11 protein-coding genes are annotated in these 13,243 nt (G+C 60.2%); 1 reads left to right on the top strand and 10 read right to left on the bottom strand.

The window, feature by feature from the left end:
• Window positions 1–53: 53 nt before the first annotated feature.
• From LCQ44_RS01030 to LCQ44_RS00985, 10 genes are all read right to left on the bottom strand, one after another.
• On the bottom strand, window positions 54–764 hold the full coding sequence (locus LCQ44_RS01030; RefSeq protein WP_117799696.1) for a metallophosphoesterase family protein: 711 nt from the start codon (window positions 762–764) through the stop codon (window positions 54–56).
• Window positions 761–2,677: a BMP family ABC transporter substrate-binding protein gene (locus LCQ44_RS01025; protein WP_161145283.1), complete on the bottom strand. Its 1,917-nt coding sequence runs from the start codon at window positions 2,675–2,677 to the stop codon at window positions 761–763. Before LCQ44_RS01025 ends, LCQ44_RS01030 begins: the two co-directional genes overlap by 4 nt.
• Window positions 2,678–2,768: 91 nt before the next feature.
• On the bottom strand, window positions 2,769–3,536 hold the full coding sequence (locus tag LCQ44_RS01020) for a mechanosensitive ion channel family protein (RefSeq protein WP_225093844.1): 768 nt from the start codon (window positions 3,534–3,536) through the stop codon (window positions 2,769–2,771).
• Window positions 3,537–3,664: 128 nt separating this feature from the next.
• The gene (locus tag LCQ44_RS01015; protein ID WP_225093843.1) at window positions 3,665–5,563 is read right to left on the bottom strand and encodes a bifunctional metallophosphatase/5'-nucleotidase; all 1,899 of its coding nucleotides are present in this window, start codon (window positions 5,561–5,563) and stop codon (window positions 3,665–3,667) included.
• 158 nt (window positions 5,564–5,721) lie between these two features.
• Window positions 5,722–6,516 carry an ABC transporter ATP-binding protein gene (locus LCQ44_RS01010; protein WP_022093887.1) on the bottom strand — a complete coding sequence of 265 codons (795 nt, stop codon included), beginning with the start codon at window positions 6,514–6,516 and terminating at the stop codon, window positions 5,722–5,724.
• Window positions 6,509–7,432 (bottom strand): ABC transporter permease, encoded by a 924-nt coding sequence (locus LCQ44_RS01005; protein ID WP_006234992.1) that lies wholly within the window; start codon window positions 7,430–7,432, stop codon window positions 6,509–6,511. Before LCQ44_RS01005 ends, LCQ44_RS01010 begins: the two co-directional genes overlap by 8 nt.
• A gap of 203 nt (window positions 7,433–7,635) precedes the next feature.
• A complete protein-coding gene (locus tag LCQ44_RS01000; RefSeq protein ID WP_225093842.1) occupies window positions 7,636–8,616 on the bottom strand; it encodes an ABC transporter substrate-binding protein in 981 nt (326 codons plus the stop codon).
• 159 nt (window positions 8,617–8,775) lie between these two features.
• Window positions 8,776–9,561, bottom strand: coding sequence for a hypothetical protein (locus LCQ44_RS00995; RefSeq protein WP_195444122.1), 786 nt, complete (start codon window positions 9,559–9,561; stop codon window positions 8,776–8,778).
• A 258-nt stretch (window positions 9,562–9,819) separates the two neighbouring features.
• Window positions 9,820–11,223: an asparagine--tRNA ligase gene (asnS, locus tag LCQ44_RS00990; RefSeq protein ID WP_225093841.1), complete on the bottom strand. Its 1,404-nt coding sequence runs from the start codon at window positions 11,221–11,223 to the stop codon at window positions 9,820–9,822.
• A 181-nt stretch (window positions 11,224–11,404) separates the two neighbouring features.
• A complete protein-coding gene (locus LCQ44_RS00985; protein ID WP_040359007.1) occupies window positions 11,405–11,968 on the bottom strand; it encodes a PTS sugar transporter subunit IIA in 564 nt (187 codons plus the stop codon).
• A gap of 243 nt (window positions 11,969–12,211) precedes the next feature.
• Here LCQ44_RS00985 and LCQ44_RS00980 point away from each other — a divergent pair, with 243 nt between their 5' ends.
• A complete protein-coding gene (locus LCQ44_RS00980; protein WP_035137525.1) occupies window positions 12,212–13,114 on the top strand; it encodes an alpha/beta hydrolase in 903 nt (300 codons plus the stop codon).
• Window positions 13,115–13,243 lie beyond the last annotated feature (129 nt).

Genomic DNA, 13,243 nt, shown 5'->3' with positions numbered 1-13,243 from the left:
CTTGCTATCGCGTCAAAAGCACCATAAAGGGGACAGTGTCCCCTTTATGGTGGTTACCAGGGTGTTCTGGCTGTTGAAGACTCGATGGCTTCGTGGCGTTTGAGCTCGCGGCGCATGGTTTGTGAGTTGAGCCAAGCTGCTTGCCAGCCGCGGATGGGGTAGTGCGTCTGGTCGAGCTCAAACTGCGTATAGCCGCAGGCGTTGATGATCGTCGTTCCACACACATGCTGACGCTCGCGCTGAAAATCGCAACCGTAGCTTTGGTGCACATGCCCGTGCACCATGTAGTCGGGATTCCAGGATTCGAGTGCTGTGTTAAAACACTCGAATCCTCGATGCGGCAGATCGTCCAGATCACCCATACCGGCGGCGGGTGCATGGGTAAGCAGAATGTCGCACCCGCCGACCATCCTAACCTTACGCGACAGCTTACGCATGCGCTTGGACATCTCGCGTTCGGTGTACATGTTGGCGCCGTCGCGATAACGCATGGACCCGCCAAGGCCCGCAATGCGAATCCCTCGGTACGTGTACACGCTGTCCTCTACGCAGATACATCCACCCGGTGCATGACGTGCGTAGCGGTCATCGTGATTGCCGCGCACGTAGATGAGCGGTTTGTTGATGACCGTAACCAAAAACTCAAGATAGTCCGGGTCCAGATCGCCGGCGGACAAAATCAGGTCGACGCCCTCAAAGCGTTCCTTGCGAAAGCACTCCCAAAGGCATCGTTCTTCGGTATCGGCTATGGCAAGGATTTTCATAGGGCAGGGACTTTCGGCTCATCGTCGAGCTGCGGAATGGTGCCTACCACGTTATCCGCCAGCCAATTCATCTCGACAATCTGCGTGCTCGGCAGCGGAGGGAAGCCTTCGATCTGTACCACGCCGTTCTGACTGTGGAGCTCGCCGCCAAAGGGGTTGATGGATCCCTCGACAATGCCGTTGCGGAGCAACTGCACGAGTTTGCGCGTCTGGTAGGGTAGGCCCGGAGCGTAACGGATGTCGATAACGCCGGAGCTCATGCCGTACCAGTAGTTGACGGCGCGCACTTGGTTGTCATCGCTGGTCTCGTCCCACGTGCCGTGCAGAAGGCTGCGAACGATGAGCTCGTAGTAACGGCCCCAGTTCCATACCGGCATGGCGATGCCGGTAACCTTGCCATCGACCAGGCGGTGGAGTCCGTAGGCCGTAGGGTCTTCGAGCGACTTTGACATGTCAGCGCCGGTCATGACGCTCACGCCTTCGCGGCACATGGCCTCGGCGAGACCGCCGGCGGGCACATCGCCCCAGGTGAGGATAATTTGCGCGCGGGGGTCGAGCAGCGAGGCACCGATGGCAAAGGCATTGATCTCGCTGAGCGCGCCGGATGCGAAGACCGACGCGTGGTAGCCGATGCGATGGTTGTCCGCCATGCTGGCGGCAAGGGCGCCCAGGAGGAACTTGGCCTCGTACATCTTGCCAAAGTACGAACGGACGCTTTGGTGGGGAAGGCCGATAGAGCAGTTAAGGAACCGAACCTGGGGATACTCAACGGCAGCTCTGAGCGTGTATTCCATCAGGCGGTGCGAGGTCGAGAAGATGACGTTGTCTCCATGTTTGACAGCCGTTTCCACGGCGGCGTAGAACACGTCCGGATCGTGACAGTCTTCGAACGCCTCGGTGCGCACGATACCGTCAAAGTGCTCATCGAGATACTGACGTCCTTGGTCGTGCAGACTGTCCCAGCTCGACGCCGCACAGGGGAACTCATGGATAAAGGCGATACGCAGGGGGTTGGCCGCCGAATAGACAGTCTTGCCCATAAAGAAGTTGAGCACGCCGGAGGTGGACTTGGCGGGCGACTCCTCCTCATCGACGCTCGGCGCTTCGACAAGATCGACCTTGTCCTCGTCGTTTTTGCCGGCAATGACCAGCTCGCGCCAAATCTTGCACAGGCGGTTTACGACGATATCCGTCGGCGTATCCAGCAGGCGGTCCTGGTTGTACACATTGAGGTAGACGAGCATGGCGTCGGCGGGCGTAATGTCCAGGTGGTCGCCGCCTGCGCGAAGGTAGGCGCGCTTAAAGAGCAGGAAGGTGTGGCGCAGGTAGTCGACCTTTTTCTGCGGCCATTTTTCGATAAGGTTCCGACCGAGCATCTTGGCGAGCGTCTCGTAGCTTCCCTCACGCGAGAACTCGATTTCGTATAGGGGGCAGACGCGCCAAAACGCGCAGAATTCACCGTACAGGCGGCTTTCGACGGAATCCCATGTGCCGGGGTAGAGACGGGTGACCCTGGCCGAAACCGTTGGAGCGTCCAGGAATTTGAGGACACTGACGCGTTTGTTGCCTTCCTGGACATAGAACCGATGCATGAACTCGGTGACGATGATGGGATCGCGATAGCCCTCGGTTACCTGGATGTCGTAGAGGTTGGACCACTTGCGGGCGAACTCAGTGTTAAACGGCAGCAGGGGCATAAAGTTGCATGAAAAGGCGGACTGACGGCCTTTGGTGACTGTGCCGACGACCATTTCGAGCGGAATATCCCTTAGGCCGACATTCTCTCGCTGACCTAAGGGGAGCTGGGCAACGAGGCTGTCGAGGTCCGTAAGGTACGGGTGCTCGCTTTGGCTGATGGCGCGACGGCGTCCCTGCTCGCCGCGCTTGCGTGCTTGACGATAGGCCTCTTCCATGATGTTGCTCCCTTAGTCGTTTAAACAACTATATGAACCATGGTACCACGAATGAAAACCACCACAAAGGTGCCTGTCCCTTTTTGGCGGGTTAGGCGATGATGGGGGCGATGGCACGGATGCAGGCGTCGGCTGCCGTGAAAGTAGTGCTGTCGTCGCTGACGATAAAGATGATCTTTCCTTTGATGCCAAAGTCGCCGATTTCGCTAAAGAGTACGTAGGGCTCCTTGTCAAAGCCCGAGATGGGAAGCACGGCGGTCTTGGTGGCGCTGGTCAGCTCGTCTGCCAGCACGTCAAGGGAAGCCCACTTGGACGTGTCCTTTACGGCAACGGGCACGGCCACGCGCCCAAAGGGCATCAAATGCACGAGTGTGTTCTTGGAAATGTTGGAGTTGGGCACAATGATGGTCTGTCCACAGGCATCCTCAATCGTTGTATGGCGCCAAGTGATGTCTTGGACCACGCCGGATACGCCGCCGACCTCGATATTGTCGCCGGGCTTGATGATGCCCATAAAGGTCACCTGCATGCCGCCGATAAGGTTTGACAGCGTGTCCTGAAAGCCGAGCGAGATAGCGATGCCGCCGACGCCAAGAGCGGCGACGAGCGCGTTTGCGTTAATGCCAAAGCAGTTGTCGAGGATAAAGCTGCCGCCGATCATCCAGATGACGGCGCGCGCGATGTTGATGAAGATACTCGATGCCGGAAGCGGGTTATCGTCTCGGTTAAGCAGATGGTTCAGGGTCTTGGATACGACCTTGGCGGCGACGGCGGTGCCTATCGCCAAGATGACGGCCCAGATGATGTTGTGGACCCACCGTTGCTCAAAGAAATGAAGAATCGGCTCAAACAATTCCATGTAGGGAAAACCTCCTAATGATCGTCCAACCATGATACCCACCAAGAAGCCCGTCCGATCACATCGGACGGGCTTCTGTGCTCGATATAAGGTTTACGCGGCGGGGCTGTAAGGCCCGGCGGTGTAGCTTAGCGTCGACGCTTCCAGATAATGCCGAGCATGATGACGATGATGCCGCCGATAAGGCACGCGCCAACTACTGCCAGCGTGCGGTCTCCCGTTGCGGCAAGCTTACCGGTCGTCTTCTTGGTGATGACCTTCGTGGTCGCCGTGTCCGTCTTAGACGAGGGCTTAGGCGTCGGGGCCGGTGAGGGCGTGGGGTCCACGGCTGCGGAGCCGAAGCCGATGGTGCCGGCGAGCCCGGCCATCTTGCTCTCCCAGCCGTTCTGCCCGATCAGCGCCCTTAGCGCTGACTCGCAGGTACCCCACTCGGTGTGCTTGGTGGCGTTTGCGAAGGTGGGGAAGTCGGTCGTGTTGGTAATGATGTAGTTGTTGGTGGCGACGGTATAGGTCTTGGTGGGATCGAACGTGCTGCCGTCTTTGGTGAGTGTGGCACTCACAATGCGCTTGCCTTCGGGCTGCGTCCAATCAATCGTCACGTTGATGCCGCCAAAGGAGAGAACGCTGCCAGAGTCATCGCGCCACTTGTACTTGTTTTGCGCCTCCTGCTCGGTGTGACCGGCCGCCACATAAGCCTGCTGAAGCTCGTAGCTGTCGTTGCAATCGTCGCTGATTTGTAGCGAGTGCTCGAGCGCTGCGAGGAAGTCCGCGCCCGTCAGGGCAAGATAGGAGCCGCAAATCACGTGGCCGATGGTCTGGGCCTTGGTGGTGTCGCCCTCCTTGCTGGGGCGGAAATCGGTGGTGCGCACCATTTCCCAACCATGCGTGCCTGCGGCGTCCTCGCCGTAGAAATAGTTGGTGGTGGATGTGCCGAGCACCTTGTTCGATTCGTTTTCAAAGTCCTCGTCGAGCGGCTTGATCTTGTTGCGGACGGCTTCAAGGCGGCTTTGGTAGTCGGAGCCCTTGTCGGGGTCTGCCAAAAGGTCGTTGACGTTCTTGGCGGTGTAGAGCTTCTCGTCGCTACCGTCTGCAGGGACCGTGACCGTGTCATCGTCGGTCGTCTCGGTGTCATTCGTGTTGTACTTGTACGGAATGGAAAGCAGCCCCACCTCGGCAAAGGCGCTGCCTGCCTCGACAACGTGGATCGTCTTGCCGTCGGCTCCCGTCACCTTCTCGTTAAGGTTGATGTGCTCGTGGCCTGCGATAAGGGCATCGACGCCACGGAGTCGCGTGGCAAAGGTCTTGGCGTCGAGCGTGTGCGCGATACACACAACAACATCGCAGCCCTCCTTGCGCAGCTGCTCTGCCTCGGTATTGATGGCGTTCGCGGCACTCGAGAAGCTGGTGCCCGCGACCAGGTCCGCGCGCAGCGAGGAACCTAGCGACTCATCCATGGCACCCACGACGCCGACCTTGATTTTGTAGTCGAATGTGGAGTGATCCTCGGTATCCTCCCAGGTGCGATCGAGCGTCTTCGTGATGCTCGAGCTCCATACGCCGCTCGTGGACTTCGCGTTCGCGCAGAGCATGGCGAAGGGCGTGCCGGTGGTGCTGTAGCCGGTCATGGTGCGGAGTTTGTCTGCGCCGTAGCTCCAGTCGTGGTTGCCCGGCGTGGTCGCGTCGTAGCCGTCTACATAGAAGGTGTCCATGAGCTCGGCGATGCTCTTGCCCTCGCTCATGGTGGCGAAGGACTGCCCGTGGAAGGTGTCGCCCGCATCGAGCAAAAGATCGGGGGCGCTGTTTTGGGCGCTATAGAGAACCGCCAGCCCATCAAAGCCCACAGTGCCGGTGCCCTTGCTTGCGTTGTAGCTGTACTTGTAGCTGCCGTGGATGTCGTTGGTGTGCATGACGGCCACGGAGCCGTCAATGGCGGCGGGCAGGTTCCCCGCGAAAGCGAGGCTTGGGATGCCTGCGAGCGCGCCGGCAAACAACGCGGCGGCTAACGCAAGGCGGGGGAGTCTTTTCATGGCAGTTTCCTTAGTCCTTAGCCAGAATGTCTGGTTGAATATCGGATTATCGACATAATATGCGAAAACCGCCGCAAGGGCGCCTGTCCCTTAGCGGCGGTTTTGACGTTTGCGCAGATAAAACCTGCCAAAATAAACCTGTCCCTTTTTGGCAGGTTTTAGCTCAGCAGCATGCGGTCGTTGGCGAGCTCGCCGCCCGAGACCTCCTCGAACTTCTGCAGCAGGTCGGCTACGGTGAGCGACTTCTTCTCATCGCCCGCCACGTCGTAGATCACGTGGCCTTCGTGCATCATGATCAGACGGTTGCCCAGACGGATAGCGTCGTTCATGTTATGCGTGACCATGAGCGTGGTGAGGTGGTTCTCGTCGACGATCTCCTCGGTCAGATTGAGCACCTTAGAGGCCGTCTTGGGGTCGAGGGCCGCGGTGTGCTCGTCGAGCAGCAGCAGGCGTGGCTTGGTGAGCGTGGCCATGAGCAGGGTGAGTGCCTGGCGCTGGCCGCCCGAGAGCAGGCCGACCTTGGCGTTGAGACGCGTGTCCAGACCAAGGTCCAGGCGCTTGAGCAGCTCAACGTACTCATCTTTCTCGGCCTTGGTGACGCCCCACGAAAGGCCGCGACGCTGGCCGCGACGCTTGGCGAGGGCCAGGTTCTCGGCGATTTGCATGTCGGCAGCGGTACCGCGCATGGGGTCCTGAAACACGCGGCCCAGGTACTTGGCGCGCTGCGACTCGCTCAGGCGCGAGATGTCGGTGCCGTCGAGCTCAATAACGCCCGAATCGAGCGGGTACACGCCGGCGATCATGTTGAGCAGCGTGGACTTGCCGGCGCCATTGCCGCCGATCACGGTTACAAAGTCGCCGTCATTCAGGGTGAGGTCGACGCCGGTGAGCGCGCGCTTCTCGGTGACGGTGCCCTTGTTAAAGGTCTTCTTGACGTGCGAGAGCTTAAGCATCTGCCTCATCCCCCTTCGTGTAGGAGCTGCGGAGCTTATAGCGCTCCCAAACCACGGGCACGCACAGGGCCACGGCGACGATCACGGCGGAGAGCAACTTCATGTCGTTGGCGTCCATGCCCAACTGCAGCACGATGGCGCGGATAAGGAAGTACACCACGGAGCCAAAGACGGCGGAGGCAAGACGGACGCTAAACTGCGTGAGGCCGCCGGGCAGCAGACGGCCGAGCACCTCACCGATAACAATGGCGGCAAGACCGATAACGATGGCACCGGTGCCCATACCAATGTCGGCATACTTCTGGCTCTGGCAGATAAGCGCGCCCGAAAGGCCGATGAGGGCGTTGGAGAGCACGAGGGCGATCATCTTGGTGGAGTTGGTGTTGACGCCCAGAGCGCGGATCATGTACTCGTTGTTGCCGGTGGCGCGCAGCGCCGAGCCGATCTCGGTGCCAAAGAACCAATACAGGATGGCAACGATAGCCACGGCGAGCAGGATGCCCAAGATGATGGCAACGGTGGACTGCGGCAGACCGGTCATATTGCTGACGGCCGAGAACACGGTGCCCTTGGCAAGAATTGGCGTATTGGACTTGCCCATGATGCGCAGGTTGATGGACCACAGGCTGATCTGGGTGAGGATTCCGGCGAGGATCGCGGGAATCTCGAAGACGGTGGTCAAAATGCCCGTGACGGCACCCGCGATGGCGCCGGCGCACATACCGGCCAGCACGGCGAGCAGCGGGTCGACGTTGTTATTGACGATGAGCACAGCGCAGACGCAGCCGCCGAGGGCAAAGCTGCCGTCGCAGGTCATATCGGGAATGTCGAGCAGGCGGAACGTGATAAACACGCCAAGCACCATAATGCCCCAGAGGACGCCCTGCGAAACGGCGCCCTGCAATGCAATGAGCATGCTTCATACCTCCTAGGATAGGGTGGACACGTGATTCACCATAATAGCGGTAACAATGCATAGAAGAGCTGCGGACAGACGTTTTGTTTTACCTGAAACAAGCAGGGCGGACGCCGGTCTACAGCGCCCGCCCCTGTGGCTCAGATATTGAATAACGCAGCTAAAGCGCGAGCACGGGCTCTAGACGCATGCCGCGTATAGCATTACGCGTCCAGAGCGGAAAGGTCGATGCCCAGGGCCTCGGCCATCTCGTCGTTCTTGACGACGACCAGGTCCTTGCTCGAGAGGTGCTTGATAGGCATGTCTTCGGGCTTGGCCTCGCCCTTCAGAATCTTGACGGCCATCTCGCCCGCGGCGTAGCCCAGATCCTCGTAATTGATGGAGAGGGTGAACAGGCCGCCGGCCATGCACATGCCCTCCTCGCCAGTCACGAAGGGAAGCTTGTTCTCCTTGCAGATCTGGCCCACCTGCGAGGCGCCCGCGGCGATGGTGTTGTCGGTGGGGGAGTACAGCGCGTCGACCTTGCCCACGGCAGACTCGACGACGGACTGAATCTCGTTGGAGCTCGAGACGGTGAAATCGGTGTACTCGAGGCCCAGCTTGTCGAGCTCCTTCTTGGCGGCCTTGATCTGGACGTCGGAGTTGGACTCGGCGGTGCAGTAGAGCAGGCCGACCTTTTTAACGTCGGGCAGGACCTTCTGCATCATCTCGAGCTGCTCGGCGACCGGGGTGAGGTCGGAAGCGCCCGTGACGTTGGTGCCCGGCTTGTCGTTGTCCTGGACCAGGCCGGAGGCGGCGTAGTCGGTGATGGCGCAGCCCACGATGGGGATATCGGCCGTGGCGCCGGCGGCAGCCTGCGCGGCGGGCGTGGCGATGGCATAAATCAGGTTGACGTTGTCGCCCACAAACTTGTCAGCAATGGACTTACACGTGGACTGGTCGTTCTGGGCGTTCTTCTGGTCGATCTTGACCTTAAGGCCGCTCTCCTTGATGGCCTTGACAAAGCCGTCGTTGGCGGCATCGAGTGCGGAGTGCTCGATGAGCTGCAGAACGCCGATAGTGTAGTCGGAACCGGCGGCAACAGAGCCGGAACCAGAGTTGCCGCCGCATCCGGCGAGCGGGGCGAGCGCGAGCAGGCCAGCGGAGACCAGAAGGCTCCTGCGGCTGATGGTGATGTCCTTCATATCATTACCCCCAGTATAAAAATGGCTGGAAACACTGCACTGGGACAAAGTGCAAGTGGAACTATAGTAGCGCTGATGTCCATTTTTACAACAGCCTGGCGGGTTTTTAATACAGAATCGGATGGGCGGTACGGGTAGTCGAATGGGCGGCGGAGGGTCTTATGCGGCGGAGGAGGCGTCGTCCTCGTCTAGGGCGGCGAAGAGCTTCTTGCCGTCGAGGAGACGTGTGGTGACGTTTCTCATACGGGCGATCTCGACGGTGCGCAGCGTATCGTCGGTGCCTCGGGCGTCGTAGACCGTTCCCAGCAGATACGAGATGCCATCGCGCTGCCTGATGGCAAAGGGACGGAGTGTCATCCGTGCTGCTTCGGTTTCGCCGCGTGTCGTGACGCTCGAAATATCAAAACTCACCGTGGTTCCGTGGTCGATGGCCTGCTCGACGAGCTCGCACGTGTCGATGCGCTTGATGGGCGTGCGTGTTGCCTTGGTAGCCTTGCTGCCTGCGCTTGGAGCGGGTTCGGGTGTATCGAGGTAGCCGCGAACGTCGGCGCTCGCCATGGCAACTAAGTGCTGCGCCATGCTCTTGCGGATAGCGATAGGCGTGGAGCGGTTGCGCATGACCATACCGTGGAGCCGGATGATCTCTTCATCGGTGAGCGGGCGGGTAAGAAGTTTGTAGCCCACGCCGCGTTTGTACTCAATTTCGTATCCGGCATGGCGAAGCGCGGAGATGGCGGTGTAGATGCTGCGCCGCGCCGCCGAGATGGGCATGCGGGCGGGGTCGTCGGGATGGGCGAGGCGCCGGATCAGCTCATCGGAAAGCATGGCCTTGTCTTCGCCGGTGTTTTCGCTCAAGAGCTGCAGGATGCGAACGGCGCGATAGGCTGCCATCGAGGCGGCGCCCCTCGTCGTGGTGTCGTAGGTTTCAACAGCGGCTTCGGTCATCGTGCCCACGTCCTTTCCGTTTTGGGTGGCGACGGTATGGAGCCTAGGACGTGGGGCTTTCCCAGGGGCGCAGGGCGCTCTGGGCGGTCGGTAGTCGTCGGCAAACGGCGGGCCGAGTTTTCAACAGCCCTGCTCAACTGACCAAAAACTTGCCAAAAGCTTGACGGATGCTGTTGAAAAAAGCGTCTCTCGACCGATGTCGAGAGACGCTTATGCGATGAGCGTTGGCGTGTGGCGACGCGAGCTAGCGTCCGACGATTAGAAGTCGGCGTTGCCCACGGTGCGCGGGTGCGGCAGGACGTCGCGGATGTTGCCCACGCCGGTCAGATACATGACCAAGCGCTCGAAGCCCAGACCGTAGCCGGCGTGCTTGCAGGAACCGTAGCGGCGCAGGTCAAGGTAGTACTTGTACTGCTCGGGATTCATGCCCAGGTCCTTGATGCGGGCCTCGAGCAGATCCAGGCGCTCCTCGCGCTGGGAGCCGCCGATAATCTCGCCGATACCGGGAACCAGGCAGTCGGCGGCGGCGACGGTCTTGCCGTCCTCGTTCATGCGCATGTAGAACGCCTTGATCTCGGCCGGGTAGTCGGTCACGAAGGTCGGGCGCTTAAAGTGCTCCTCGGTCAGGAAGCGCTCGTGCTCGGTCTGCAGGTCGATGCCCCAGCTGACGGGGTAATCAAACTGGTGGCCAGCAGCGACTGCCTGCTCCAGGATTTCGACGGCCTCGGTGTAGGTAACGCGGGCGAAGTCGGAGTTGGCGACATGGTCCAGGCGCTCGAGCAGACCCTTGTCCACAAACTTGTTGAGCATATTGAGCTCGTCGGGGCAGGTGGCCATGACGTCCTTAAGGACGTACTTGAGCATGGCCTCGGCGTTATCCATGTAGTCGTTAAGGTCGGCAAAGGCCATCTCGGGCTCGATCATCCAAAACTCGGCGGCGTGGCGCGTGGTGTTGGAGTTCTCGGCACGGAAGGTGGGGCCAAAGGTGTACACGTCGCCAAAGGCCATGGCAAAGTTCTCGGCATTGAGCTGGCCGGACACGGTGAGGCTTGCATGCTTGCCGAAGAAGTCCTGGCTCCAGTCGACCTCGCCGGACTCGGTGAGGGGCGGATTTTTGGGGTCGAGCGTGGTCACGCGGAACATCTCGCCGGCGCCCTCGCAGTCACTCGTGGTGATGATGGGGGTGTTGACGTAGACAAAGCCCTGCTCCTGGAAGAAGCGGTGGATGGCGGCAGCCGCGACAGAGCGGATGCGGAACACGGCGCGGAACAGGTTGGTGCGCGGGCGCAGGTGCTGCTGGGTGCGCAGGAACTCGACGGTTGCGCGCTTCTTCTGCAGCGGGTAATCCGGGGCGCTGACGCCCTCGACCTCGATGGAGGTGGCAGAAAGCTCGAAAGGCTGGGGCGCATCGGGGGTCAGCTTGACGGTGCCGGTGCAAATGAGTGCGGCCGAGACGTTTTGATGGGCGATCTCGTCGTAGTTGTCGAGTGCCTCGCGGTTCATGACGACCTGCAGGTCGCGGAAGCAGCTGCCGTCGTTGAGCGTAACGAAGCCAAAGTTCTTCATGTCGCGGACGGACTTGACCCAGCCGGCGACGGTGACGGTCTGGCCGCCGAGCGGCTCGGCATCGGCATAGAGCTGCGCGATTTTGGTGCGGTTCACGTATCCTCCCATAACGGTTGAATGATAGTTATCCATACAGTTCGATATTCTAGCAGCTCGGCTCATTTGGGCTATACAGATAAGGCATTGGCGGGATGGTTTTTCAAACGAAAAGCGCCCGCGGCCAAATGGTCGTGGGCGCTTGACGAGGTGCCTTTTGGCTGTGTGGCGTGGGGCCTGGCTACTTGGTCTTGGCAACCAGCAGCGGGTCGCCAAGCTTGACGAGCGGGTTGCCGCCGATAAGCGTTCCAGACTCGCCGACATGGTCGATGCTCTTAAGACGATCGAGCTCGGAGACGATGACGGTCACGATGTCCTCGTGACCAGCGGCCTTAATGGCCTCGCGGTCGAAGCTGATGAGCGGCTGGCCTGCCTTGACCACATCGCCCATCTCGACAAAGCGGGCAAAACCCTTGCCGTTCATTTCCACGGTGCCCAGGCCAACATGGATGAACACGCGCAGACCGTCCTCGGTGATCATGCCGATGGAGTGGTTGGTGACAGTGGTGGCACCGATGCGGCCGTTGGCGGGCGCATAGATGGTGCCGGTAATGGGCTCGATGCCATAGCCCTGGCCAAGCATGCCCGAGGCGATCGTCTCGTCGGGAACCTCGTTCAGGTTGACGAGCACGCCGTTGACGGGGGCATAGATGACGCCTTCGCGGGTAGCGAAGCTTGCTGCGGGCGGAACGGACGCCTCGCCGGTCGAGGTGAAGGTGGACTTAAGCGAATCGAGCAGACCCATAGTTGCCTCCAACTTAAATAGGCGCATATCGCGCGTTTGGTTTGCCGGAAACGTTTCACATGTGTTTCGCGGCTTGGTCAACGCCCCTATTCTACGCTGCTCAACGATACCTCTGAACTGGGATTATGTGATATATCAGTTGAAGGGAAACTTATTGCCGGAGTGTTTCTGCGCCACGGGTTCAAGTGGGGTACGCTTGAAGGCGAAAAACAAGGGCGCATAATTTGCGCGAAGGGAGCACATATGATTGTCGAGAACCATGCGCTGTGGGGCGAGGAGCCGACCGAGGATTATCCGGCGACGTTTACGTATTTGGGTGCCGAGCCGTTGCCCGATAAACCGAATGGCCGCCGCCCCGCGGTGATTATCTGTGGCGGAGGTGCGTTTACGCATATCGCTCCGCATGAGCAGGATCCTGTGGCGTTTGCGTTTTTGGATCACGGTTACCAGGCCTTTGTGCTCAACTATGTCACGAGTTCTACGGGTGACGTGAGCTTTCCGCATCCCCAGGCAGATCTTGCCAAGATGGTCGCCACGGTGCGCGCCAACGCCGACGAGTGGCATGTCGATCCTAAGCGCGTGTGCGTCGTGGGCTTTTCTGCTGGCGGCATGATTTGCGCCTCGCTGGCAACACAGTGGAAGACCGGCCCCTTTGCGGCACTTGCCGGGGCGCGTCCGGACGACATTCGTCCCGATGCCGTGGTGCTGGGCTATCCATTGCTCGACTTTGCCTATGTGCGCGACATGCAGACGCGCGATCCGCGCATTGACTTGCGCGTGCCCAAGACGGGCGGCAAGACGGGACGCGATTTGCTCAACGACTACCTGTCGATGGTGACGGGCGGCGAGGCAACTGACGAGCATCTGGCCGACATCTGCCCCACCACGCATGTTTCGCGTCAGATGCCACCGACCTTTGTGTGGGGCGTGTCCGACGACAAGACGGCGCCGATCGCGCAGGTCTACCCGTTTGCGCAGCGCATGGCCGAGGAGGGCGTTGCATGCGAGATGCACGTCTTCGACCAGGGTGGTCACGGCCTTTCGCTCGGCAACGCCAACACCGCGGTCGACAACGAGGACAAGCAGGTGGCAGTCCGTCCCTGGATCCGCCTGGCCTTCCGCTTTCTGGAGCGCCACGGGTTTTAGTTACGGCGTTTTACCAAACGCCGTAACCATTTGACGCTGCAAGCCCGCCAGAGCGGCAATCTGCCTTTCAGCTTCGGCGGCATGACCAGAAGGTCAATGCCACCTCGCTTCAAGGCACCTTGCTCGCCC

Source organism: Collinsella aerofaciens (genome assembly GCF_020181355.1).
In the GTDB taxonomy this organism is placed as follows: domain Bacteria; phylum Actinomycetota; class Coriobacteriia; order Coriobacteriales; family Coriobacteriaceae; genus Collinsella.
The sequence above is the reverse complement of the archived record's forward strand: the minus strand, read 5'-3'. Positions and strand labels throughout refer to the sequence as shown.

Excerpts from the sequence above, each read along its gene's own strand:
- LCQ44_RS01025 (WP_161145283.1), bottom strand. The coding sequence starts at position 2,677 with ATGGAAGAGGCCTATCGTCAAGCACGCAAGCGCGGCGAGCAGGGACGC.
- LCQ44_RS00995 (WP_195444122.1), bottom strand. The coding sequence starts at position 9,561 with ATGACCGAAGCCGCTGTTGAAACCTACGACACCACGACGAGGGGCGCC.
- LCQ44_RS00985 (WP_040359007.1), bottom strand. The coding sequence starts at position 11,968 with ATGGGTCTGCTCGATTCGCTTAAGTCCACCTTCACCTCGACCGGCGAG.
- LCQ44_RS01010 (WP_022093887.1), bottom strand. The coding sequence starts at position 6,516 with ATGCTTAAGCTCTCGCACGTCAAGAAGACCTTTAACAAGGGCACCGTC.
- LCQ44_RS01005 (WP_006234992.1), bottom strand. The coding sequence starts at position 7,432 with ATGCTCATTGCATTGCAGGGCGCCGTTTCGCAGGGCGTCCTCTGGGGC.
- LCQ44_RS01000 (WP_225093842.1), bottom strand. The coding sequence starts at position 8,616 with ATGAAGGACATCACCATCAGCCGCAGGAGCCTTCTGGTCTCCGCTGGC.
- LCQ44_RS00980 (WP_035137525.1), top strand. The coding sequence starts at position 12,212 with ATGATTGTCGAGAACCATGCGCTGTGGGGCGAGGAGCCGACCGAGGAT.
- LCQ44_RS01030 (WP_117799696.1), bottom strand. The coding sequence starts at position 764 with ATGAAAATCCTTGCCATAGCCGATACCGAAGAACGATGCCTTTGGGAG.
- LCQ44_RS01015 (WP_225093843.1), bottom strand. The coding sequence starts at position 5,563 with ATGAAAAGACTCCCCCGCCTTGCGTTAGCCGCCGCGTTGTTTGCCGGC.
- LCQ44_RS01020 (WP_225093844.1), bottom strand. The coding sequence starts at position 3,536 with ATGGAATTGTTTGAGCCGATTCTTCATTTCTTTGAGCAACGGTGGGTC.